23 protein-coding genes are annotated in these 23,490 nt (G+C 71.7%); 4 read left to right on the top strand and 19 right to left on the bottom strand.

Features of this window, described 5'->3' with window-relative positions; genetic code table 11:
- Positions 1 to 8 precede the first annotated feature (8 nt).
- From HFP15_RS00400 to HFP15_RS00390, 3 genes are read right to left on the bottom strand one after another with little or no spacing between them, the layout of a single operon-like run.
- The gene (locus tag HFP15_RS00400) at positions 9 to 1,907 is read right to left on the bottom strand and encodes a primary-amine oxidase (RefSeq protein WP_168511207.1); all 1,899 of its coding nucleotides are present in this window, start codon (positions 1,905 to 1,907) and stop codon (positions 9 to 11) included.
- Between the two features lie 2 nt (positions 1,908 to 1,909).
- Positions 1,910 to 3,376 carry a gamma-glutamyltransferase gene (locus HFP15_RS00395; RefSeq protein WP_168510155.1) on the bottom strand — a complete coding sequence of 489 codons (1,467 nt, stop codon included), beginning with the start codon at positions 3,374 to 3,376 and terminating at the stop codon, positions 1,910 to 1,912.
- Positions 3,373 to 4,026, bottom strand: coding sequence for a cyclase family protein (locus HFP15_RS00390; RefSeq protein ID WP_168510153.1), 654 nt, complete (start codon positions 4,024 to 4,026; stop codon positions 3,373 to 3,375). Before HFP15_RS00390 ends, HFP15_RS00395 begins: the two co-directional genes overlap by 4 nt.
- A gap of 74 nt (positions 4,027 to 4,100) precedes the next feature.
- Between HFP15_RS00390 and HFP15_RS00385 the strand changes: the two genes are divergently transcribed.
- The gene (locus HFP15_RS00385; RefSeq protein ID WP_168510151.1) at positions 4,101 to 4,781 is read left to right on the top strand and encodes a GntR family transcriptional regulator; all 681 of its coding nucleotides are present in this window, start codon (positions 4,101 to 4,103) and stop codon (positions 4,779 to 4,781) included.
- 5 nt (positions 4,782 to 4,786) lie between these two features.
- Here HFP15_RS00385 and solA read toward each other — a convergent pair whose 3' ends face one another.
- The 11 genes from solA to HFP15_RS00335 all read right to left on the bottom strand — a co-directional run bounded on the left by solA (position 4,787) and on the right by HFP15_RS00335 (position 17,777).
- Positions 4,787 to 7,165, bottom strand: coding sequence for an N-methyl-L-tryptophan oxidase (gene solA / locus HFP15_RS42085; protein WP_210716580.1), 2,379 nt, complete (start codon positions 7,163 to 7,165; stop codon positions 4,787 to 4,789).
- A complete protein-coding gene (locus HFP15_RS42080; protein ID WP_210716579.1) occupies positions 7,162 to 8,607 on the bottom strand; it encodes an aldehyde dehydrogenase family protein in 1,446 nt (481 codons plus the stop codon). The genes solA and HFP15_RS42080 overlap by 4 nt, the downstream gene beginning before the upstream one ends.
- A 2-nt stretch (positions 8,608 to 8,609) precedes the next feature.
- Positions 8,610 to 9,467, bottom strand: coding sequence for a creatininase family protein (locus HFP15_RS00375; RefSeq protein WP_210716578.1), 858 nt, complete (start codon positions 9,465 to 9,467; stop codon positions 8,610 to 8,612).
- Positions 9,454 to 10,239 carry an amidohydrolase family protein gene (locus tag HFP15_RS00370; protein ID WP_168510147.1) on the bottom strand — a complete coding sequence of 262 codons (786 nt, stop codon included), beginning with the start codon at positions 10,237 to 10,239 and terminating at the stop codon, positions 9,454 to 9,456. The genes HFP15_RS00375 and HFP15_RS00370 overlap by 14 nt, the downstream gene beginning before the upstream one ends.
- Complete coding sequence (locus HFP15_RS00365) at positions 10,236 to 11,276, bottom strand: ABC transporter ATP-binding protein (protein WP_168510145.1); 1,041 nt, start codon at positions 11,274 to 11,276, stop codon at positions 10,236 to 10,238. Before HFP15_RS00365 ends, HFP15_RS00370 begins: the two co-directional genes overlap by 4 nt.
- A 10-nt stretch (positions 11,277 to 11,286) precedes the next feature.
- Positions 11,287 to 12,351, bottom strand: coding sequence for an ABC transporter permease (locus tag HFP15_RS00360; protein WP_210716577.1), 1,065 nt, complete (start codon positions 12,349 to 12,351; stop codon positions 11,287 to 11,289).
- Positions 12,348 to 13,193 (bottom strand): ABC transporter permease, encoded by an 846-nt coding sequence (locus HFP15_RS00355; RefSeq protein WP_210716576.1) that lies wholly within the window; start codon positions 13,191 to 13,193, stop codon positions 12,348 to 12,350. Before HFP15_RS00355 ends, HFP15_RS00360 begins: the two co-directional genes overlap by 4 nt.
- Positions 13,190 to 14,878 (bottom strand): ABC transporter substrate-binding protein, encoded by a 1,689-nt coding sequence (locus HFP15_RS00350; RefSeq protein ID WP_168510143.1) that lies wholly within the window; start codon positions 14,876 to 14,878, stop codon positions 13,190 to 13,192. Before HFP15_RS00350 ends, HFP15_RS00355 begins: the two co-directional genes overlap by 4 nt.
- 90 nt (positions 14,879 to 14,968) lie before the next feature.
- Entirely contained in the window at positions 14,969 to 15,772 is an 804-nt protein-coding gene (locus HFP15_RS00345; protein ID WP_168510141.1) for an N-acyl homoserine lactonase family protein, read from the bottom strand.
- Positions 15,769 to 16,545: an ABC transporter ATP-binding protein gene (locus tag HFP15_RS00340; RefSeq protein ID WP_168510139.1), complete on the bottom strand. Its 777-nt coding sequence runs from the start codon at positions 16,543 to 16,545 to the stop codon at positions 15,769 to 15,771. Before HFP15_RS00340 ends, HFP15_RS00345 begins: the two co-directional genes overlap by 4 nt.
- Positions 16,542 to 17,777 (bottom strand): metal-dependent hydrolase family protein, encoded by a 1,236-nt coding sequence (locus HFP15_RS00335; RefSeq protein ID WP_168510137.1) that lies wholly within the window; start codon positions 17,775 to 17,777, stop codon positions 16,542 to 16,544. Before HFP15_RS00335 ends, HFP15_RS00340 begins: the two co-directional genes overlap by 4 nt.
- A 17-nt stretch (positions 17,778 to 17,794) precedes the next feature.
- Between HFP15_RS00335 and HFP15_RS00330 the strand changes: the two genes are divergently transcribed.
- Entirely contained in the window at positions 17,795 to 18,277 is a 483-nt protein-coding gene (locus tag HFP15_RS00330; RefSeq protein ID WP_168510135.1) for a cytidine/deoxycytidylate deaminase family protein, read from the top strand.
- 196 nt (positions 18,278 to 18,473) lie between these two features.
- On the top strand, positions 18,474 to 18,899 hold the full coding sequence (locus tag HFP15_RS00325; RefSeq protein ID WP_168510133.1) for a LamG-like jellyroll fold domain-containing protein: 426 nt from the start codon (positions 18,474 to 18,476) through the stop codon (positions 18,897 to 18,899).
- On the opposite strand, the gene HFP15_RS00320 is transcribed toward HFP15_RS00325, so the two are convergent.
- From HFP15_RS00320 to HFP15_RS00305, 4 genes are read right to left on the bottom strand one after another with little or no spacing between them, the layout of a single operon-like run.
- The gene (locus tag HFP15_RS00320; RefSeq protein WP_168510131.1) at positions 18,896 to 19,480 is read right to left on the bottom strand and encodes an MSMEG_1061 family FMN-dependent PPOX-type flavoprotein; all 585 of its coding nucleotides are present in this window, start codon (positions 19,478 to 19,480) and stop codon (positions 18,896 to 18,898) included. The two genes, HFP15_RS00325 and HFP15_RS00320, sit on opposite strands and share 4 nt — an antisense overlap.
- Positions 19,477 to 20,451 carry a FecCD family ABC transporter permease gene (locus tag HFP15_RS00315; RefSeq protein WP_312871339.1) on the bottom strand — a complete coding sequence of 325 codons (975 nt, stop codon included), beginning with the start codon at positions 20,449 to 20,451 and terminating at the stop codon, positions 19,477 to 19,479. The genes HFP15_RS00320 and HFP15_RS00315 overlap by 4 nt, the downstream gene beginning before the upstream one ends.
- A gap of 41 nt (positions 20,452 to 20,492) precedes the next feature.
- Positions 20,493 to 21,449, bottom strand: a complete 957-nt coding sequence (locus tag HFP15_RS00310; protein ID WP_168511198.1) for a FecCD family ABC transporter permease — start codon at positions 21,447 to 21,449, stop codon at positions 20,493 to 20,495.
- A 29-nt stretch (positions 21,450 to 21,478) separates the two neighbouring features.
- A complete protein-coding gene (locus HFP15_RS00305; protein ID WP_168510127.1) occupies positions 21,479 to 22,507 on the bottom strand; it encodes an ABC transporter substrate-binding protein in 1,029 nt (342 codons plus the stop codon).
- Between the two features lie 152 nt (positions 22,508 to 22,659).
- Here HFP15_RS00305 and HFP15_RS00300 point away from each other — a divergent pair, with 152 nt between their 5' ends.
- Positions 22,660 to 22,800, top strand: coding sequence for a hypothetical protein (locus HFP15_RS00300; protein ID WP_168510125.1), 141 nt, complete (start codon positions 22,660 to 22,662; stop codon positions 22,798 to 22,800).
- A gap of 7 nt (positions 22,801 to 22,807) precedes the next feature.
- Here HFP15_RS00300 and HFP15_RS00295 read toward each other — a convergent pair whose 3' ends face one another.
- Positions 22,808 to 23,485, bottom strand: a complete 678-nt coding sequence (locus tag HFP15_RS00295; RefSeq protein WP_168510124.1) for an IclR family transcriptional regulator — start codon at positions 23,483 to 23,485, stop codon at positions 22,808 to 22,810.
- Between the last annotated feature and the right edge of the window lie 5 nt (positions 23,486 to 23,490).

The raw sequence follows: 23,490 nt of genomic DNA, 5'->3' as shown, positions 1-23,490 counted from the left end.
GGCTTCTCCTAGTGACAGTGGTCCGACGGATGACAGCTCGCCGAGGGCGGCGGAACGTCGAGAGCGGGGTTGCGGTCGAAGAACCCGTCCGGCTCAAGCCGCAGCCGCGCCTTCGCCACCGGCATCACCGGCCAGTCCTCCGGACGCGGGAAGTGGTGCGAACCGACGGTCGCCCACAGTACGAGTTCGGCCGGGTCGAGCGAACGGTCCTCGCGCTGCCACACCTGCACGCCGTCCGAGCCCGGTTCGGCCTGGTTGGGATACTCGCCGCCGACGAAGCGGCGGTCCGGGTCGTAGGCGGTGGCCCACAGCTGTCGGCCGACGAACGGTGCCCGCCGTGCGCACACGCTGTCCTCGCGCACGGGCAGCCGCGCGGTGCTGTCGACGAACAGCCGGTACGCGGTCGGCTCGCCCATCCGGTTCACGCGCTCGGCGCTTTCGACCCGCCAGTGCAGCGACCGCACCGGATCGGTGCTCAGCCCGGCCTCGCGCTCGCTGCGCACCGGGCGCACCCCGGTGCGGCACGCGTTGCCGTACGGGTCGAGCGCCGGATCCTCCTCGGGCGCGGCGAACACCTCGGCGAGCCGGTTGAGCGGACCGTCCACGGCCATGTCCAGGCGCACCGCGAAGTAGTGCTGGTGGTTGGTGACCGCGACGTTCGGCGCGACCTTGCGCGCGTAAGGCGGGTCCTCGTCGTCGCCGATACCGGTCGCGGAGAGGATCCCGGTCATCTTGATCTCCAGGTCGACCGAGCCGTCCTGGTGCAGCGACCAGTAGAAACCGTAGTCGTAGTTGGCGACCGTGACGAAGCTGGAGACGATGAGCCTGCGCGAGCGCCGCACCTCGGTGGTGCCGCGACGGCCGTCGTGGTGCTTCCAGAGGATGCCGTCGTCCTCCTCGTGCATGCAGATCGCGTTGGGGATCGACCGCGGCACGCCGTCGCCACCGAGCACGGTGGCGTCGAAGTAGTGGATCACGCCGAGGCAGTCGCAGCCCAGCTCCAGCGAGTTGGTCAGCGGCCCGCCGCCGTACTCGCCCCAGTCGAAGAAGTTCTTGCGGTACTGGGTGGAGCTGGTGTCGAAGTAGGGCACGTACATCTCGTTGACCGCGGCGCGGCGCACCACGGGGCGCTGCGCATAGGCCAGGTCGTGCAGCACGAGCCCTTCGCGGTGGGTGAACCCGATGCGAAACGACCAGTTCTGCCAGCGCACCTCGTTGCCGTGCACGGAAAAACTCGGGCCCTCCGGCTGCACCACGTCCAGCGGTGTCAGGCCGGCGCGCGGCGGATGCGCGGCCGCGGTGAAATCGCCGGGCTCGCTCGCGAGCGGGGTCTCGCCGTGGTCCTCGACGCGCAGCACCTCCATGCGCTCCATGTCGATGATCGGCACGACACCCTGCACCGGGCGCGCGTAGTGGTTGTCCTCGGGCGAGGTCTTGAGCCACACACTGCCCCAGGTGAGCCTGCGGCCGGCGTACTCGGGCGGTTCGAAGCCGCCGATGGACTCGGGATCGACCATCACCAGCGACAGGTCGGTGATGCCGCGTTTGGCCAGTACCGCCCGGAATCGCGGATCCTCGCGGCAGGCGGCGGCCGCGGTGCGCGCCTCCTCGGAGGTCATGCCGGGGTTGCGCGGGTCCAGCGCGCGCCACGCGACCGCGGTGGCGGGCTCGCCCAGTTCGATGTCGACCTCGTAGGCCTGGTGCGCTCCCGGGTCGAGGACGACGGTACGGGCGCGGCGCCCGCCGGTGCGCCGCGCGTGGTCCTCGTCCAGTGTCACGCCCCAGAACCGGGCGCCGGGGCCGACCTTGCCGCTGTCCCGGATCGCCGCGACGGCGGCCGCCAGTTCCGCGACGCCGAGCGGGTCCAGCGGATGCGGCGGCGCCTGCGTCCCGGCGGGTGCCATCATGCTCACGATCGGTCCTCCTTGTGCGGTGCGAGCACGACGGCGCCGCCGTCCGCTCGTGGATCGGATGCGGCCTCGAGCCGCGTGCCCGCCAGCCGGGCGATCTGCACATGCCCGGCCTCGTCGACCGGGCCTTCGGTGGTGGCCACGGGCAGTGTCACGGCGCCGGGCAGGGAACCGGGTTCGGCGAGCACGGTTTCCCGCTCGTAGCCGAGGTCCCTCGCGCCGACGACCCAGCGCGGGCGTGCCAGCACCGCCGCCGGATCGGTGCCCGGGTCCAGCAGTTCCGGCACCGTCTGGGCGAGGATCTGCGGTTGTGCCCTGCCGCCCTGGCAGCCGGCCGCGAGCAGCACCCCCTCGGCGGCGCCGAGCGCGGGGCACAGCGTGTGCGGCGGGCGCCTGCCAGGGCCGAACTCGGCGGGATGTCCGGGCTCCAGGCTGAACGCCGAACCACGGTTGTGCAGCACGATCCCGGTGTCCGGGTCGAGCAGGCCCGCGCCGAAGGACTGGTACACGCTTTGGATCAGCGAGACCGCGAGCCCGTCGTCGCCGACCGCGGTCACCGCCACGGTGTCCCCGGCCGCGCGGGTCGCGGTGCCCGCACCGGCGGGTTCCCCGGCGCGCAGCAGCCCGTCGACGTCGACGGGCCCGGACCGCGGGTCGCCGAGCAGCCGGTCGCGGGTCGCGGCCGCGCGGCGGCACAGCTCCACGAGATCCGTCTCCGCCATGCCGCCGAGCACGGCGAGCAGGACCGCGCCCTGGCTCGGCGGCGGGGCCACGTACCAGCGTCCGCCGGGCGCGTCGAGCACCAGCGGCTTCGCGATCTCGGCCTCGTGCCGCTCGAAGTCCGTTGTGGACAGACGGCTGCCACCGCCGCGCAGGAAGCCCACCAGCTTCGCGGCGACCTCGCCGCGGTAGAACGATGCGGGATCGGCGGCCAGCGCGTCGAGAGTGTCGGCCAGGCGGGGCTGGCGCAGCATCGTGCGCACCTCGTCGCCGTCCAGCAGCAGGGCCCGCAGGCCGGGATCGGCACTCACCGCGTCCCGCCGGTCCGCAACAGCGTGCGCGAGCCCTGGCGACACCGCGACCCCCGCGCGGGCCAGGTCCGCGGCGTGCCGCAGCGGTTCGGCCGGCGACAGCCGGGCGTGCCGCGCGAGCGCCTGCCAGCCCGCCACCACGCCGGGCACGGTGACGCTGCCCGCGCCCTGCCTCGGCATGCGGGAACCGTTGGGCCGCACCGCATCCAGTGGCGCCGCGCCGATCGAGAGCACCGCGGACACGGCGCCGCCGGGCAGGTGCACCAGGGCGACGAGGTCGCCACCGAGCGAGCACTGGTGCGGGTACACGACGGTCAGCGCGGCCGCGGCCGCGAGTGCCGCGTCGACGGCGTTCCCGCCGCGCCGCACGGACTCCTCCGCGGCCGCCACGGCGGCCCGGTGCGGCGCGGCGATCGCGACGGCGCTCGCGCTCATGCCTGGTCCATCGGGAACAACAGGGTCGGGGCGGGCGCGGCTTCCGCGCCCTGCAACGGGATCGGCTGCGAGAGCTGCCAGTACACGCCGGGCTCGGCGTGCAGCAGGTCGGCCACCTCCAGGATCAGCACCCCGGCGCCGCACAGGAGCTGGTGCGTTTCCCAGTGCGTGGTGTGGTCGGTGTCCTCGATCGAGAGGTAGTCGATCGCGGCCATCCGCACCCCCGCCTCGATCAGCAGCCGGGCGCCGTCCGGCGCGAGACCCACCCAGGAAGGGGACTTCCACGGCGAGCGCAGCACGGTCGCGGAGTTGCTCGTCTTGAGCAGGACGCGGCCCTCGTCGCCGAGTCCCGCGCGTTCGAGGGCGGCCGCGGTGATGGCGTGCTCGACGCCGGTCAGGTCCAGCACCCGGGCCGGGCCCATCAGCGCGGCCAGGTCGAGCTGGTCTACCGTCTTCCCACCGTCGACGAAATGCGCCGGCGCGTCGATATGGGTACCGGTATGGGCCCCGATGCGCCACCGGCTGACATTCGAGGGCAGGCCCTGCGACCGTGACTCGACGATCTCGATCTCGGGCCGCCTGCCCCAGTGCAGCATCCCCGGGTGGATGGGGACGGAAATGTCCAGCGCCTTTTCAGGGTCGAGGTGCACGGGCTATCCTCCTAATTGGATACGAACCGACAAATTTTGGATCCAGCAATTCCGGAAGGACTGGTCGCGACTTCATGCCACCCCAGCAGGCCGACGAATCGCTCGTCGACGAGATCGCCGCGAACATCCGGGCGCGCATCATGAGTGGCGAGTTCGCCATCGGCACGCCGTTGCGGCAGTCCGCGCTCGCCGCGGAGTTCGGCGTGAGCCGCACCCCCATCCGGGAAGCGTTGCGGCAGCTGCAAAGCGGCGGGCTGATCGAGGTGCTGCCCAACCGTGGCGCGGTGATCAGGGTGCCGGCGCCGTGGGAGGTGCGCCAGGCCTACGAGGTCCGCGCCGAACTGGAGGGCATGGCGGCCCGCCGCGCGGCGGAACGCATCACGCGCGCCCAGCTGCGCACGCTCGGCGAGAACAACGACGTGCTCCGCGCGGCGCTGGAGGGCGGATCGGACCAGACCCAGGCCGCCAACGACTCGTTCCACACCATCATCTGCACCGCGGCCGACAACGAGTGGCTGACCGCGATGGTGTCCCGCATCAACGAAAGCTTCCCGCGCAACGTGTCCTCGCTCGCACTGGCGGGCAGCGAGCGGCACCGGCGGGAGAACGTCGCCCAGCACGACGAGATCATCGAAGCGCTCGCCGCCGGCGACACGGCACGCGCCCGGGAGGCGATGCACGCGCACATCATCTCCTCGGGCGAACACCTCGCCGCCTGGTACGAACGCCGCTCCCACACGGTCTTCCGCCCCTGAGCCACTCATGCCACACCCTTGACGGGCAGCCGGGCCGGTGACAGGAAGGCGAGATCGTCGCGGTCCCGGCCGGTGATCAGATCCGCCAGCGCCGCACCGAGCGCCGGGGCGAACTTGAAGCCGTGCCCCGAGCAGGCGCTCGCCACGAACACGCCCGGCCGCTCCGGCACCGGGCCGACGAGGAACCGCCGGTCACCGGTCATCGTGTAGCGGCAGGTCAGGTGCTCCCCCACCGCTCCGGCGCCGGGCAGCAGGCGCGCCGCGATCGACGTGAGCAGGCCGAGTTCGGCCGCCGTCGCGGGTCCGGCGGGGTCGTCCGGGTCGATCGCCGGGCCGCTGTCGAGGCCGAGCTTGACCCCGCGCCCGTCCAGCGCCGGGATGCCGTAGGCCAGCCCCTCGGGCAGTTCGGCCGAGAACGCGCCCAGCCGCGGCGGGCCGAACGCCTCCGGTGCCGCGCCGGGGAAGTAGGCGTTGACGATTCGCGTGGGCCTCAGCTCCCCGGCGAACTCCGGCAGCAGGCTGCCCAGCCACGGGCCTGCGCACACCACCAGGTTGCGGGTCAGCAGCCGCTCGCGGGGCGTGTGCACCGCGATCAGGTCGCCCTCGTACTGCCACTGCAGCACCGGTTCCCGCTCCCGCACCTCGGCACCCGCGGCCGTGGCGAGATCGAGCTGAACCCGCATCGCGGCCTCGGCGTCGAGCACGCCGGCGGCCGGGTCGTACACCGCGCTCCAGCCCTCGGCCAGCCGCAGCGCGGGCATCAACTTCGCGGCCTCGCCCGCATCGACCTCGGTACAGCCGGGTCCGCGCAGCGCGGCCGGTCCCGCGGGTGGCCGGGCGTACAGGCCGCCAGTGGTCCGGACCAAGGAAACGCCGGAGTCGCGTTCGAGCCGGGTCCAGGCCTCGTAGGCGTCCTCGACCAGCGGGTCCCAGACCGGGTTCGGGTAGGCGCGGCGGATCATCCTGGTGGCACCGTGCGAGGAACCGCGCTCGTGGCCCAGCCGGAACCGCTCCAGCCCGGCCACGCGCAGCCCGCGCCGGGCCAGCTCGTGCAGGGTCGCGCGGCCGTGCACGCCGAGCCCGACGACGACCGCGTCGAACACCTCGGGCACCGGCCTGCCGCCGCCGGGAACGAGCCGGGAGAAGGGATCCGGTTCGGCTGGCGCGACCACGCGCGCCTGCTTCGGCCGGTCCCGCGCCACCTCACGCACGGCCTCGACGAGGGCGTAGACATCGGTGTCGTCGTTGTAGACATGCGCCGACGCGCGCAGCACCGCGGGCAGCTCCCGCGCACCGAGATCCCAGCGGCCGTGCGAAGCGGGCACCGACACCAGGTGCACGCCGCGCGCGGACAGCTCCGCCTGCACCCGCTCGGCCGGAATTCCCGGCACCTCGAAGGTCACGATGCCGCCGCCCGCGGCGGCCGGGTCCACGACCCGCACACCGTCTACTTCGGACAGCTCGGCGCGGATCCTGCTGCCGAGGCTCGCGATCCGGTGCGCGACCGTCGCGCCGCCCAGCGCGGCGAAGTCAGCGAGGGCGGCGCCGAGCCCGAGACGCAGCGCGTGCGCGGCCTCCCACAGCTCGAAACGGCGGGCGCCGGGCGCGACCGTCCAGTCGCGTTCCCGGATCCACCGCGCGCCCCGCACGTCGGGCGACACCGGCGCCAGCCGGTCGGTGATTCCGGCCGAGGCGTAGAGCAGTCCCGTCCCGCGCGGCCCGCGCAGGAACTTGCGGCCGGTCGAGACCAGCAGATCGCACCCGATGCGCCGCACGTCCACGTCGAGCTGCCCCACGGACTGGGTGGCGTCGAGCAGGAACGGCACCCCGGCGGCCCGGCACGCTGCGCCGATCTGCTCGACCGGCTCGACCAGTCCCGACGAGGTCGGCACGTGCGCCGCGGTGACCAGTGCGACGGGGCCGCGGCGCAGCGACCGGTCCAGCGAGTCGAGGTCGACGCCGCCATCGGGCGCGAGGTCGAGCAGTTCCACGGCGATGCCGGTCTCACGCTCCAGCGCCAGCAGTTGCAGCGCGCTGCTGACGTAACTGGACCGCGCGGCCAGCACCCGGTCACCGGGCCGCAGGCGCAGCGCCGCGACCGCGCGCTGCCAGCCCGCGGTCGCGCTCTCCACGAGCGCGATCTCGTCCTCGTGCGCGCCGATCGCCGAGGCCGCCAGGCGGTAGACGCCCTCCAGCCGGGGTGCGGCCTGCCAAGCCGCCTCGTATCCGCCGATCGCGGTTTCCAGTTCCAGATGGGCGACGACGGTCGCAACCGTGCTCGCGGCGGGCAGCGCCGCGCCCGCGGCGTTGAAGTGATGTCCGGTGGTGGCGCCGGGTGTTCTGGCCCGTTCGGCGGCGACGTCCACCCCGTCCGCGGCGCTCACCAGGCCGCCGTGACGCTCTTGAGGACCGTGAAGCCCTCGAGGCCGGCATCGCCGAGATCCCTGCCGAAACCGGACTGCTTGATGCCGCCGAACGGAACGGCCGAGTTGAACTCGTTGTAGGTGTTGATCCACACGGTTCCGGCCTCGAGTTCGGCGGCCATCCGGTGCGCGCGCCCCAGATCGCGCGTCCACACCCCGGCCGCGAGGCCGTACTCGGTGTCGCCTGCCATCGCCAGCGCCTCCTCGTCGGTGTCGAACTCGAACACCGTGAGCACGGGCCCGAAGATCTCCTCCCTGGCACAGCGCGCGTCCGCTGACAGTCCGGTAAGGACGGTGGGCCGCACGAAGAAACCCGGCCCCGGCGGGGATTCTTCCCCGGTCAGCACGGTGCCCTCGCCGAGCTTCAGGTAGCTTTCGACGCGGTCGCGTTGCGCGGCGGACACGAGCGGGCCGATCGTGACGCCGCCGTCGAGACCGGGCCCGATCTTGAGCGACTCGACGATCGGGACCAGCCGTTCGAGCACCTCGCGCGCGATCGAACGGTGCAGCAGCAGCCTGCTGCCCGCGGTGCACATCTGCCCGGAGTGGCCGAAGATCGTGCGCGAGAGCATCGGCAGGAGCCGGTCGAGATCGGCGTCGGCGAACACGATGTCGGGCGATTTCCCGCCCAGCTCCAGCGTGACCGGCACGATCCTGGCCGCGGCCGCCGCCATCACCTCGCGCCCGACCTGGGTCGAGCCGGTGAAGGACACCTTCGCCACGCCGGGATGGCGCACGAGTTCGGCGCCGGTGCGCCCGTCGCCGGTCACCACGTTGACCACGCCCGGCGGAATGCCCGCCTCCAGGCACAGCGCGGCCAGCCGCAGCGCGGTCAGCGGAGTCTGCTCGGCCGGTTTGATCACCACGGTGCAGCCGGCGGCCAGCGCCGGGGCGAGCTTCCACGCCGCGATCATGAACGGGAAGTTCCACGGCAGCACCAGCGCCGCGACGCCGATGGGCCGGCGCAGTGTGTAGACGTGCCGGTCGGGCGCGCTGGGCTGCACCTGCCCGGTCAGCCGGACCGGTGCCCCGGCGAAGTGCCGGATCGCGTCCAGGCCGAGCGCGATGTCGCCGCGTGCCCGTTCGATCGGCTTGCCGTTGTCCAGCGTCTCCAGTACCGCGAGTTCCTCGGCGGCATCGGCGACGAGTTCGGCGAGCCGCACCAGCGTGTCGCGCCGCCGCTCGGGCGGCAGGCCCCGCCAGCGGCCGTCCTCGTGCGCCAGGGCCGCGGCCCGCACTGCGGCGTCCACTTCGGGCTGGCCGGCCTGGCCGATGGTGGTGAGCACCTGCTCGGTGGCCGGGTTGAGCACCGGTATTCCGTTCCCGGTGCCGGTGGTCCATTCCCCGCCCAGCAACATCGGCTCGGTCTCGCCGATGCTGGGCAGGCCGATGGTCTGCGTCATGGTCACCCCCTCGGTTCCGGCCACGGCTCCGCCACCGCGGCGGCCACGGCCCGCGCCGTCGTCTCGATGCACCGCGCCGCCTCGGCCGCACCGTGCGCGGCGGTGGCCTGGTCGATTTCCCTGCCCCAGACACCGCTGCGGCTGACCTGATCGGTGCGGTAGTCCCAGAAGCTGTCGGTGTCGGTCAGCGAGACCACCCGATCCATGTGCACCGCGTCCGGATCGATGTGCAGCATGAGGGAGGTCTCGAAGAAGTTGGCGTGCATGAGCGCCCGCCCGTAGGTGACCCGTCCGTCCACTTCGGACCCCGGGTACATGGTGACGTAGGCCAGATACCGGACACGGACGTCGTCGTAGCGGGTGCGCAGCTTCTCGGCGGAGACGTCGAGCGAGCCGCTGTTCCAGGTGTGCCCGTTGAGCAGGATGAACTGCCGGATCCCGCTGGCGTACAGGGAATCCACGACGTCCTCGACCAGCATGATCATCGTCTCCGGGCGCAGCGCGATGGTGCCGGGGAACGATCCGTGCGAGCCGGACACGCCGTAGCACAGCGGCGGCACCACGGGCACACCGGTCAGCGCGGACACCCCCAGCGCGACGTGGTTGGCGACGGTCGTGTCGACGCACATCGCCATGTGCTGCCCGTGTTGCTCGGTCGCACCGACCGGGATGATCGCGGCGTCGCGGGCCCCGACCACCTCCGCCGCCTCGGGCGCGGTCAGCCGCTCCCAGCGCACGGGTGCTCCGCTGCCGCCCAATTCCTTTGCCAGCTCAGGAGAAACCTCGGGCTCACGCGGAGTATTGCGGGACACCCGCACCCGGCCGGCCCCTGTGACCGGGACTTCGTCATTGTGGATCACAGGTGCCTCCATCGGCCATCCCCAGCAGCCTTGCCATATTCCCGCCCTCGACGAGCGCGCGGTCGGCGTCGTCGGTGATCGCCTTGGCGATCTTCATTCGCTCCAGGTCGAAATCGTGGCCCGGCCATTCGGTGCCCATCAGGATCTTCTCCGGTCCCAGCCGCCCGTACGCGCGCCGCACATCGGACAGCAGCGTCGCGGACGTGTCGAGGTAGATGCTGGGGTTGCGCTCGGCGACGGTGATCGCGTCGGGCACGTTCCACACCGCACCCATGTGCGCGATGATCGTCGGCACCTCGGGGAAGCCCTTGGCGACCTCTTCGATGGCCATCGGATGGCAGAACGGGTCGTCGAGTGCGTTGATCAGCACGATGAGCCCGTGCTCGCGGCAGATCCGGAACACCGGGTCGAGCAGCCCGTGGTCGGAGGCGAAGTAGCCGTGCAACGTCGGATGCAGCTTCAGCCCCGGCAGCCCGGCCGCCGCGATCCGCTCGACTTCGTCCAGCGCGTCGTCGTCCTGCGGGCGCACCTGCCCGAAGCCGAACAGCCGGTCGGGGAACTTCGCGGTCAGCTCGATGATGAAGTCGTTCTCGATGCGCTGCGCGAGCGAGCACACCATCGCCTTGTCCACGCCGGCCGCGTCCATCCGCTCCAGCAGCCGTCCCGGATCGAACGGGATGTGCGGCGGCGGTTGTTCGCCGGGCCGCACCCCGGTGAGGTAGTCCGAGCGGCCCCGCACGTTCTGAGCCGTGTTGTAGGCGTCGATGATCAAGGGCTTTCCTCTCCTTCCAGCCAGCAGCGGTAGGCCCGCCCCGGCCCCAGCTCGCGCATCGGCGGCCGTTCGCCGCAGGCGTCGTGTTCGTGCCCGCAGCGCGCGGCGAACCGGCAGCCCGACGTGGCCGCGGTCGCCGCGGTGAACACCGGTACCGAGCCCGCGATCGTGGCCAGACGGGGCTTTCTGGCACCGCGCAGCCTGGGGATCGCGTCGAGCAGGCCCCGGGTGTAGGGATGGCGCGGCGCGGCGAGCACCTCGGCGACCGTGCCGGTCTCCACGACTTCGCCGACGTACATGACGCTGACCTCGTCGGCGTACTGCGCCACCACCCCGAGGTCGTGCGTCACCAGCAGCACCGCGGTGCCGTAGTCCTGGCACAGCGTGCGGATCAGGTTCAGGATCTGGGCCTGGATCGTGACGTCGAGCGCGGTCGTGGGCTCGTCGGCGATGAGCACCCTCGGACGGCACGCGAGCGCGATCGCGATCATCACCCGCTGCCGCATCCCGCCGGAGAACTCGTGCGGATAGGCGCGGGCCGCCCGCTCCGGCTCCGGTATCCCGACCTCGCCGAGCAGTTCCACCGCGCGGCGCATGGCCTCGCGTTTGCCCGCGCCGTCGTGCAACCGCACCATTTCGGCGATCTGCCTGCCCACCCGGTGCAGCGGGTTGAGGCTGGTCATCGGGTCCTGGAACACCATGGCCAGCTCGCGGCCGCGCAGCCCGCGCAGCTCGGGTTCGGCCAGCGGCACCAGATCGCGGCCGGCGTAGTCGATCGCGCCGGACACGTGCGTGCCGCGGCCTCGGGTCAGTCCCAGCACCGTCAGTCCGGTGACGCTCTTGCCCGACCCTGACTCGCCGACCAGCGCGTGCACGCGGCCGGGTGTCAGCGCGAGGTCGACACCGTCGACGGCGAGCACCTGGTCCTCCCCGGTGCCGAAACCGACCCGGAGTCCGGTGATGCGCAACGTTTCAGTGCCGTGCGGGACACCCGCACCCGGTCGGCCCTGATGACGGGCTTCGCGATCATCCGTCATCGGTCCTCCATCAGTGGGCACGGCGAGTCCTCGGATCGATAGCCAGCACGGCGAGATCCACGATCGCGTTGACGAGCGTGAACATCAGCCCGATCGCGAGCGCGGCGCCCTGCACCAGGAAGTAGTCGCGCCGGTTGACCGCCTCCACGAGCAGGCTCCCGACACCCGGGTAGGAGAACACCGTCTCGGTGATGACCGCGCCGCCCAGCAGCGAACCGAACTGCAGGCCGGACACGGTGAGGATGGGCACCGAGGCGTTGCGCAGCACGTGCCCGAGCGCGATGCGCCGCTCCGGCAGCCCCTTCATCCGGGCGGTCCGCACGAAACCCTGCGCGGACGCGGTGAGGTAGGCCTCCCTGGTGATCCGGCAGACGAACCCGGCGCTGGTGGCGGCCAGGGTCAGCGCGGGCAGCGCGAGATGCCGCAGCCACGGGCCGAGCAGATCGAACCTGCCTTGCCCGATCGCGTCGATCAGCACGAAACCCGTTGTGGGCTGGTAGTCCACGGTATTGGGCAGCCGCCCGAAGATCGGCAGCCACTCCAGCCACACCCCGAACACCACGATCGCGAGCACCGCGAGCGCGAACCAGGGCAGGCTGAATCCGATGGTCGCGCCACCGCGGATGACCGAGTCGATCCAGGTGTCGCGGTGGCGGGCGGCGAGAATCCCGGTCAGCACGCCGACGACGGTGGAGACGAGCGCGGCGGCGACGGCCAGTTCGATGGTCACCGGCAGTGCGCTGCCGAGCAGATCGGCGACCTCGCGTCCGGAGTAGAACGACGATCCGAGCCGCAGGTGCACCAGCCCGTCGAGGTAGGCCCAGAACTGGCCGGCGAGGGAGCCGTCGAGGCCCAGGCTCTGCCGCACTTGCGCGATGTCCTCGGGCGTGGCGCCGTTCATGGTCGCGGTGAGCTGTTGCGCCGCGTCGCCGGGCAGCGCGCGGACCACGAAGAACACCACCACGACGACCACGAAGGCGATCACCGGCACGAGCAGCAGGCGGCGCAGGACCGGCGAGCGCACCAGCGTGCTGCCGCGGCGGGGCGGGGCCGGAGTCAGTTCGGCGGTGGTCACTTGCGGCTCCCCAATGCGTCGCCGAGATCGTCCCCGGCGAAGTTGCACGCCACCGCGAACACCGTGATGAGCAGTCCGGGCTGCAGCACCAGTCCCGGGTTGGAGAACATGAACTCCTGGCCCGCCTTCACCATGTAACCCCAGTCCGGAGTGGACGCGTTGAGCCCGAGTCCCAGATACGACAGTGCCGAGGCCAGGCCCGCGGCGATCGCGAGTGTCGAGGTGGCCTGCACCAGCAACGACCCCGTGAGGTTCGGCAGGATCTCGCGCCGCAGGACGGTTCCGCCGGACACGCCCAGCGCCCGGGCCGAACGGACGTAGTCGTGCGTGCGCTCGCGCAGCGTGAGATTTCGTGCCAGGCGGGCGAAGTACGGGATCTGTGACACCGTGATCGCGATGATCATGTTGACGGCGCCGCCGCCCAGCACCGCCACCATCAGGATCGCGACCAGCACGAGCGGGAACGCGAGCACGATGTCCATCGAGCGCATCACGACGGTGTCGGGCACCCGCCCGAAGAACCCGGCGATCATGCCCAGCGCCGACCCCAGGACCGCGGCCAGCGCGGTGCTCGCGACGCTGACCAGCAGCAACGGCTGCCCGCCGTGCAGCAACCGCACCAGCTGGTCGCGGCCGAGGTCGTCGGTGCCGAGCAGGTGTCCCGGCGAGAACGCGGGCAGCAGCTGATCGCTGCTCTGCGCGAGCGGATCGCCCGATACGACCAGCGGTCCGGCCAGTATCACCACCACGTAGAGCGCGAGCACGGCCCAGGCGGCGATCGCGAGCGGCTTACGTGCCAGGCGCCGCCGCGACCACCTCCCGGCTACGGCGATCGTGGTCATTGCTTGAAACCCGCCTTCTCCAGCTGCATGCGCTGGCTGGACAGCGCCGCGGCGTTGACCCCGCCGAGGTCGGCGCTGGACACGACGATGTTCTGCGCGTGCGCCACCATCGAGATCGCCATGAACTTCTCGGCGAAGAAACGCTGCGCCTCGGTGTAGGCGGCCTTGCGTCCGTTCGGATCGCTGGTCTGCAAACCCTTGACCAGCAACGAGTCCAGCTGCTTGACCACCGCCGGGTCCAAAGTGGCATGTCCGGTGCCACGGTTGGCGTAGCTGCCTGAGGAGGACAGCATGTTGTTGGCCAGGTCCTCCGGGTCGGGCACGTAGCCGTTGCGTTCCCACAGCGCGATCTGGTGCGCCTTGAGATCGAACACCTTGCCGGAGAACGTGCCGGGATCGAACAGTTTGACGGTCGGCACCAGTCCGATGGCCTTGAGGTTCTCCTCCAGGATCTGCGCGGCCTTGGGGTACCAGTTGTTGTTCTGCGCGATCAGCTCGACGGCCCGCCCGGTCGCACCGGCCTCGGCGACGAGCTGCTTGGCGCGGTTGACGTCGTAGGCGGACAGGTCCGCGAGGCTCTCGTCGTAGCCGACATGCTCCGCGGGCAGCAGGTAGCCCTTGGGCTCGTCGGCGTACCCGAAGAACGCGTTCTGCGCGATCTGCGCCCGGTCGACGCAGAGGTTCACCGCCTGTCGCACCCGGATGTCCGACAGGGCCGGATCGGTGACGTTCATCAGCAGGAAGATCGCGACCAGCCGGGGCGTCTTGTAGACGGTGACCTTCGGGTTGGCCGACAGGCTCTTCGCCGAAGAGTGCGCCACGAACGACGACGCCGTGATCTGTCCACTTTGCAGACCCGCGTTGAGCGCGGACGGGTCGGTCATCTGCTGCAGCACCAGCCGGTCGATCAGCGGGCTGCCACCGAAGTAGCCGCCGTAGGCCTCCATCGTGATGGCCTGCTGAGGCACCGCCGACACGAGCTTGAACGGGCCCGCGCCCACGAGGTGCTGGCCGACGCCGGCACCGTACTTGTCCAGCGCCGCCCCCGAAACGATGCGGCACGCGATGTCGGTCAGCCGCGACAGGAACGTCACGTCCGGCTGGTTCAGCGTGATCTCGAACGTGCGCTCGTCCACCGCGCGCAGGCCCGCGACGTTGCGGTTGAGCGAACCCCGCATCGGCCGGGTGGAGCTGGCGGGGCGGCTGGCGTCCTGGTCGTTGAGCTGCCGGTTGAAGGTGCGCACGCAGTCCTGCGCGGTGAAGGCGGAACCGTCGTGGAACGTGATGCCCTGGCGCAGGGTCAGCGTGAGCGTCTTGCCGTCGTCGGACAGTTTCGAGCTTTCCGCCATCGCCATCTGCGGCGTGGTCGAGGCGAAGTCGATCGTGGTCAGCCCCCGGCACACGCAGTCGACGGCCATCCAGTCGCCGAGGGTCGTGTAGAGCGCGGGGTCGAGCACGCCGTTGGTGCCGTCGATCGCGAAGGTGACGGTGCCGCCCTTGCGCAGTTTGGCCATCTCGCCGTTCGCGCCGCTGTCGCCGGTGCTCTGGCCGCAGGCGGCGAGGAACGCGCCCAGCGGCATCGTGGCCAGGCCGAGCGCCCCGGCGCGGACGAGGAAGCCTCGCCTGCTCAGCCGCACGGGGAGGATCGGATTGCCGTCCTCGTCACGCAAAGGCTTCTCGCTCATGGGTGTCCTCCACTTAGGGGCCTGCATTTCGGGGATCGCTTGCCGAGCCTAAACATATTGGATCCATTCTCAAATAACATGGATCCGTTGTTAACGTGTTGGATACAATCCTTGCGACTGCCAGGCCCACCACCCGGGGTCGTGGCCGGGCCAGACCTCGGCCTCACCCGACTCCGCCAGCCCGGCGAGCCGCTCGACCGCCCGCTGGGCGGCGCCTGCCAGCCCCGGCTCGGCGATCCAGCCGCAGCGCCGCCGCCCGGTCAGGTTGATCCGCAGATCGGCGGCATCACAGGCGAGCACGACGGCGCAGCCGGGCACATCGATCCGGAACGACTGGTGCCCCGGGGTGTGGCCACGCGTGTCGAGCGCGGTGAGGCCGGGGGCCAGCGCGGTGTCGCCGTCGATCAGGCGCACCGCCAGCCCCGGCCGCAGGTAGTCCTCGCGCGCGTAGGCGTGCCGCTTGTCCGCGACCGTCGTCGCGAATGTCCATTCCGCACGCTGGAGGATCACCGGCGTGCCGGGCGGCAGCAGCCGCAGCCCGCCCGAATGATCCAGATGCAGGTGCGAGAGCGCGCAGCCGGCGAGGCGGCGCCAGTCCAGCCCGGCCTGCCGCACCTGATCGGCCAGCGGGTCACCCGGCGGCACGACGGCGGTGTAGCTGTCGTAGTTGTACTGCGCGGCACGGCGTTCGGAGTCGCGCACGGTGTCCACATTGAACCCGGAATCGAGCAGCACCCATTGCTCGTCGTAGCACACCGCGGCGGCGGTCACGGGCTCGAGCAGGAACCGCGCGGGATCGCCGCCGTGCACCGACATCGCCTCGGGAATCGGCTCGTAGCCCAGCACGAACCGGTACACGCCGCGTGGCGTGCCCGCGATGTCGAGCACCGTCACGAGGTCAGTGCCCGCGGTCTCACGGCGTCGGGATCGGGAACGGCGTCGAGCAGGCTACGGGTGTAGTCGTGGCCGGGATCCGCGACGATCCGTTCGGCGTCGCCGGACTCCACGACCTGGCCCTGGTACATCACCGCGATCCGGTCGGCCATGTGCCGCACCACCGCGATGTCGTGGGAGACGAACACGATCGAAAGGTCGAGTTCCTCCCGCAGATCGCACAGCAGGTTGAGCACCTGCGCCTGCACCGAGACGTCCAATGCGGACACCGGCTCGTCGGCCACCAGCACCCGGGGCCGCACCGCGAGCGCGCGGGCGAGCACGACCCGCTGCAGCTGCCCGCCGGAGGCCTGCCCGGGATACCGGTCGAGGAACGAGTCGTTCAGCCCGACGTGGGCGAACAGCGCGACCAGCTCGTGACGGCCGGGCAGCGTGCCGGTGCGGGCCGCGGCGGCTTCGGCGACGGCGCGGCCGAGACGCCGCCGGGGGTTGAGCGCGCTCGCCGGATCCTGGAACACCATCTGCAGATCGAGCCGGACCGCACGCGGCAGCTTCAGCTTCGGCGACAGGTCCCTCCCGTCGTAGCGCACCGAACCCGAGCTCCAGCGTTCCAGTCCGACCAGCGCCCGGCCGAGGCTGGACTTGCCGGATCCGGACTCCCCCACCACGCCCAGCGTCTCGCCGGGACGCACGCCGAGGTTCACCCCGCGCACGGCGTGCTTCGGGCCGTAGGTGATGTGCAGATCGCGGGCTTCCAGCAGGTACTCGCTCATGTGGCGGGACTCCTTACTCCGAGGTTCTTCTCCACTCGCCCGTCCTTGAGTACGAGCACCACGTTCGCGGGATCGGCGAGCGAGGAGATGCGGGTGAGCGGGTCGCCGTCCACGACGACCAGATCGGCACGCTTGCCTGCTTCGATCGAGCCGAGTTCGTCGCCGAGTCCGCACAACCGCGCGGCGGCCGACGTGCCGGCGACGAGTGCGGCCATCGGCGAGAGCCCGAACTCGACGAGCAGGGCCAGCTCGCGCAGGTTCGCTCCGTGTGGCACGAGCCCGGCGTCGGTGCCCAGCGCGACGGGCACGCCCGCGGCGAACGCCCGGCCCAGGCATTCGCGGGCGGTGTCGATCCAGCGCCGCCGCCGCTCCACCACGGGCCGCGGCCCGGTCACCTCTCTGGTCAAAGTGGACAGTGTGGGAACGAGGAAGGTGCCGCGTGCCAGCATTTCCTCGACCGTTCGCGCTTCGAGCTGATAGCCGTGCTCGATGCTGCGCACCCCGGCCAGCACCGCGTCGTGCAGGCCGGGCCCAGCCTGCGCGTGCGCGGCGACCGGGACACCGCCGTGCCGATCGGCCTCGCCGACCACGGCCCTGATCTCGGCGGCGGTCAGCCCGCCGTGCCCGGGTTCGCCGTTGGGGCTGCTCATCCCGCCCGAGGCGGCGATCTTCACACAGTCCGCGCCCTCGAGCAGCACGGCCCTGGTGGCGCGCACGAACTCGTCCGGTCCGTCGGCGACGGCGCCGCCACCGGAGCCTCCGGTGAGGTCGACGCCGTTGGCGCTGCGCCAGTCGCCGTGCCCGCCGGTGATGCTGAGAATGCGGATCGCGATCGAGATGCGCGGACCCGGCACGAGCCCGCGATCGACGGCGAGCTTCATGCCGAGGTCCGCACCAGAGAGATCGCGCACGGTCGTGACCCCGGCGTCGAGCGTGTCCCGAAGGTTGGGCACGGCGCGCAGCACCCGCAGGCTCTGCGGCGCGGTGAGCCGGTCGAGCGCGTCGCCCTCGCCCGGCCGCATCGTGAGGTGCGTGTGGCAGTCGAAGAACCCGGGCAGCACGGTCCGCCCGCCGAGCGCGAGTTCGGTCGTGCCGGGCGGCACCGGCGGCATCGCCGCCGCGGGACCGGCCCAGGAGATGAGCCCGTCCTCGACGAGCACCACGGCGTCACCGACCGGCGGCGCGCCCGTGCCGTCGATCAGCCGCCCCCCGCTGAGCAGCAGCGAGACCATCAGTGGATCCTATCTGCATGGAATCGTATCCAGGAATAGCCGAGGCGGACGCCGTGCTGTGGCAGGAGGCAGTCGCCCTGCTGGGCCGCACCTACCGGCACGAACGGCACGAGGTGGCGGCGGCGATGCGCACCCGTGGCGGAGACATCCACACCGGACTGCACGTGGCCGGATCGGCGGGCCGGTCGTCGATCTGCGCGGAGGGCATCGCGCTGGGTGCGGCACTCACCGCGGGCAAGGGTGACATCGAAGCCGTCGTGGCCGTGCTCTACCGCCCCGCGGGCACGGTGCGAGTCATCGCACCCTGTGGCGTCTGCCGCGAACTGTTGTACGACTACTGCCCGGACGCTTCGATCTATGTTCACGAGGGCACGCCGGCTCCCTCGTCGGGCCGGGATCCCGGCGAGGTCGGCTTCACCGGCGCCCGACCCGCCGCGGGCGAGGCTCGCCGGGTCACCGTGCGCGCGCTGATGCCGGGCAAGAACCTTCGGCCCTGGTGAACTGGGCTTCCGTGATCGCCGGATCGACACAGGTCCCACCCTACGAGCAGTGGATCCTGATTCCACGTTTTCGGATCCAATCTTTACATCGTGGACACAAATCAGTGCACACGGATTGTTCGGCTCGGTGTCACCCTGCCGCCAACCATGATCATGAGACTGAGGCCGGATCCCACCAAACAGGAGGAAAGCCTCAATGGATCGTGTTGCCGGACCCGGCGGCCTCGGCCGTCGCGCGCTGCTGCAGGCGGCTGCCGCCGCACCCGTCGCGATCGCGGCGTCCCAGGCCGTCGCCCGCACCCCGGCCGAGGCCGGCGAGAACGGCCGGCCCGCTGATTCCGCGAGCCCCCGGTTCACGCTCGCGGTCTTTCCCGACACGCAGTACCTGTTGCACATCGCGGTCGTCAACGACGGGCACCACACCTCGGTCTACGTCGACGGCTCGAAGATCGCGCGCAACGCGAGCCTGGACTCGAACGGCATCAGCACGGTCGGCAAACCGTTCGCGATCGGCGGTACCCAGGGTGGCGGCCAGTACGGGCAGGGCTTCTACGGCTGGATCGGCGACACCCGCATCGTGGCGCGAGCACTCTCGCCCGGGCAGTTCATGCGGTCCCGCTAACCGGTGAACCCGATCGCGTCGAGCTGGCTTCGCAGCAGCTCCGCCCCGGTGGGCAGCCCGGCGCGATCGGGCCAGATCTCCGGTTTCCAGGTCCCCGACCGCGACAGCGCACGTCCACAGTGGACGAACAGGTCCTCGACGTCGACGACGACGGCCAGCGCGGGATCGCCCAGTTCGGCGAAGAACGGCGCGGACCGCACGATCCGCCCGGTGCCGCGCACCCGCAGCACCTCGCTCGCGCCGGGCACCGTGAACAGCAGTGCGATCTCGGGATTGAGCAGCAGGTTGCGCAGGCTGTCCACCCGCCGGTTGCCCCGCCGGTCGGCGAAGGCGATCGTCTTGTCGTCGTCGAAGACGATCACGGCGCGGCCTTCGTCACCGCGCGGCGAGACGTCGAGGCCGCCGTCCCGGCCACGGGTCGCGACGAAGAACAGGCGCGCGGCCTCGATGAACCTCCGGCTCACCGGGTCGATCCCGGGCACGCCCTTCGCCGCGATCGCCGGGACCGGTGGTTCGACGATCGAGCGCAGCTCCTCCTCGCTGGTGATCAGCTGCGCCTCGTCCGGTTTCCATGTGCTCATGTGCGCGCTCCCCGGTTCGCCGTCGCCATCAGATACAGCAGGTACGGCGAACCGACCGCCCCCGTCACCACTCCGACCGGCAGCTTGGTCCCGCCGAGCAGGTGCTGCGCCACGAAGTCCGCGACCAGCGTCACCAGCGCGCCGACCAGCGCCGCGGCGAGCAGGCCCGGCCGCCCGGTGCGCAGCAGCCGCGACGCGATGGGGCCGGACACGAACGCCACGAACGCCACCGGCCCGCACACCGCCGTCGCCACCGCGGTCAGCCCGACGGCGACCGCGAGCAGCGCGAGCCGGGACCGCTCGACTCGCAGCCCGAGTCCCGCCGCGTGGTCGTTGCCCAGTTGCAGCACCGGCAGCATCCGGCCGAGCAGCAACGCCAGCGGCACGAGCACGACCAGGAACACCCCGAGCGTGCGCACATCGGCCCAGTCGGCGCCGTTGAGACTGCCCGACAGCCACAGCAGCATCACCGACGCCAGCCGCACGTCGGCGCGGGTCATCACGTAGGACACGACACCCATCAGCGCCGAAGAGACCACGACCCCGGTCAGCACGAACCGGTACCCGGTCACGCCCCGGCGCCACGCGAGCAGGTAGATGAGCACGCCGGTGAGCAGCCCGCCCGCGAGCGCCGAGGCGGGCAGCACCAGCCCGGACGCGCCGAAGACGAGCAGGCAGATCACCGCGCCGACGCAGGAACCCGCGCTCAGCCCGATCACGTCGGGACTGGCCAGCGGATTGCGCAGCAGCCGCTGGAAGATCACCCCGGCCAGTCCGAACGCGACACCCACGAGCAGCCCCAGCAGCGCCCGGGGCAGCCGCAGCCGCACCACGACGTAGTGCGTCGCGACGCTGCCCTGCCCGGTCAGCGCGCCCAGCACATCGGGCACCCCGATCGGGTAATCCCCCATGGACAGTGCGAGCAGGAACACGGCCAGCACGGCGAGCGCCAGCACCGACGTCACGAGCACGGTCCGCCTCCTCAGGCGAGCCCGCACGGCGACGACGCCGGTCACGGCGCGACCCGCTTTCGCTTGCGCAGCAGGAGGATGAACACCGGCGCGCCGATCACGGCGGTCACCACGCCCACCTGCAGCTCGCCCGGTTGCGCGACGAGCCGTCCCACGATGTCGGATACCAGCAGCAGCGACGGCCCGATCAGCACCGAGTACGGCAGGATCCACCGGTAGTCGGGGCCCGTGACGAGCCTCGCCGCGTGCGGCACGACGAGCCCGGCGAACGCGATCGGGCCCGCGATGGAGGTGGCCGTCCCGCACAGCACCACCACCGCGACCGCGCACACCACGCGCGCGAGCGTCACGTTCATGCCCAGCGACCGCGCGACGTCCTCACCCATCGACAAACCATTGAGGACACGGCCGCAGAACACCGCGAGCACCGCGCCCGCGAGCACGAACGGCAGCGCCTGCCACACGACGTCCATGCCGCGGCCGGTGAGCGAGCCGACCTGCCAGAACCGGAACTGGTCGAACGCGAGGTCGTCGGTGACCAGGATGCCGGTGGTGACCGAACCGAACGCGGCCATGCACGCCGCGCCGGCGAGCGCGAGCTTGAGCGGGGTCGCGCCGTCGCGGCCGAACGATCCCACCAGGTACACCACGAGGGCGGCCAGCGCGGCACCGAGGAATCCGAACCACACGTAGCCGGTCATCGTTCCCACGCCGAACACACTGATCGCGATGAGCACCAGCAGCGACGCGCCCGCGTTGATGCCGAGGACGCCCGGATCGGCCAGCGGATTGCGGGTCACTCCCTGGATGATCGTGCCCCCGGCACCGAGCGCCGCCCCGGCCAGCAGCCCGATGATCGTGCGCGGCACCCGCACGCCGGTGACGATCAGGTGGTCCGGATTGGCCGGGTCGTGGTGCAGTAGCGCGTCGAACACCACCGGGGGCGGGATGCCCTTGGCACCGACGGCGATGCTGGCGACCACGGCGGCCGCCAGCATCGCCGCGAGTACGACCAGGCCGGTCGTCCTCACCGGCCTGGTCGCGCGATCGTCTGTGCGACGAGCGGGACGACCTTGTCGATCGCCCACGACAGGCCCAGCGGCGTGGCGCTGGCGAAGGCCTGCGAGATCGACTGGTCCGACAGCACCAGCCCGTGCCCGGCCCTGACCGAAGGCACCGCCTGGAACAGGGGGTCGGCGTTGATCTGCTCGGCGGTCACCCCGATCGGCGAGATCACGGTCAGGTCGGCGTCGAGCAGGTCCATCCGCTCGGGCGAGATGGTCACCGAGAAGCCCTCCCCGGCCAGTGCCTGCACCTTGGGCGAGGGAACGAAACCGAGCTTGGTCATGAAGTCCACACGCGAATCGCCGGCGACGTAGGCGCCGTACGAGCCGGCCGTCTTCGAGCCGACCACCACGGTCCTGCCCGTGAACTCCGGATGTGCGGCGGCGGTCTGGGCGAACTTGCTCTCGAGGCCGGTGCGGACCTTGGCGGCCTCGGCGGTCTTGCCGAGCGCCTTGCCGATCAGGTCGAGCTGGCCGGTCCAGGTGGTGCGGTAGGACTCTGCGCCCTGGGGGATGCTCACCACGGGAACGCCGAGGCCGGAAAGCTTGTCGTAGCGGTCCCGCTCGCCGCTCGCTCGCGTGTCCAGGATGAGGTCCGGCTGCAGCGCGGCGACCTGCTCCATGTCGACGTCCAGCGTGCCCAGCGATTTCGGCGCGGTGGTGTAGCGCTTGTCCTGCGGCACCCAGTCCGCGACCCCGTTGTCGCCGATGGCCAGCCAGTCCGCCTCGCCGACCGGTTGCACGCCCAGCGTCAGCGCGACCTCCGCGTCACCCCAGCCGAGCGCGACGACCCGCTTCGGCCGGCTCGGCACCGTCACGTCGCCGAAGGCCGTCGGGATCGTGACCGGGAAGGCGCCCTCGGCAGCCGGTGCCGAACCGGCTTCCGGCGTGGCGTCCCCGGAGCCGGAGCCGCCGCAGCCGGCGAGCGCGAGCACCGCCCCGAGCAGACACACCAACGCGGCGACGCGACCTCTCGGCCGGGTTCCGGACATGCGACGACCTCCTCAGGGGAATTAGCTTTGGCTAACCTAACCGACCGAGTGGCACCGCGCCAGAATGGGGGTGATCACACCTCGCCCGGAGGCCATCACCCACACAGCTAAGTAGACATGCGGTGACCCGGCGCGTGTGCTGCACTACCAGCATGGGAGAGCGCGAGACGAACCAGCAGGCCGGGGGGACCGAGGTGGCCGGCGAACCGACACCGATCTTCGAGGCGGTCAGCGAGGCCATCCGGCGGTTGCTCACCGACAACGAGCACAGCGAGACCGGGCACAGATCCTAGAGCCGGATCACCGACCCCGGAGGCGCCCGGCCGCCGCGTGCAGGCGCGCCAGTGCCGCGTCCTCGTCCAGCGCGCCCGGCGCGAACAGCACGCAGACGCTCGCCGCCCGGCCGTCCCGCAGCGCCACCGGCACGGCCAGCGAGACCCCCGGCAGTACTTCGCCGACCGTGCGCACGTGCCCGAGATCCCTGGCCAGCGCGACCTCGGGCCGTTCGTGCGGCCGCGGCTCCTGCGCGGCCAGGATCGCCAGCCCGCAGGCACCCCGGGTCAGCGGGTGCCGCGCACCGGGCCGGTAGACCACGGGGGCCTCGCTCGCCGGGGGCTCGACGGTCACCAGCGTGAAGGCCTCCTCGCCGTGCGCGACGGCGAGAAACGCGGTGGCCCCCACCGTTTCGGCGACCCCGCTGAGTTCCTTGTGCGCCAAGGACTGCAGGTCCGCGTGCGCGGCGGCGGCGACCGGGAGCACGGCGAGCCCCACCTCGTAACGGCCCGCGGCGTCGCGCCGCAGATATCCGCGCGCCTCCAGCGTGCACAGCACCCGGTAGGCGATCGACCGGTGCAGGCCGGTGGTCTCGGCGACCTCGCTCGCCGTGCACGCGCCGCGCGCCGCGACGGCCTCCAGCACCGAGAGTCCCCGCTCCAGCGTTTGCAGCCCCTGGCCGCCGACCACCGTGCGCTCCGCCATCGCTC

It is taken from the genome of Amycolatopsis acididurans (genome assembly GCF_012328925.1).
Classification (GTDB): Bacteria; Actinomycetota; Actinomycetes; order Mycobacteriales; family Pseudonocardiaceae; genus Amycolatopsis_E; species Amycolatopsis_E acididurans.
The sequence above is the reverse complement of the archived record's forward strand: the minus strand, read 5'-3'. Positions and strand labels throughout refer to the sequence as shown.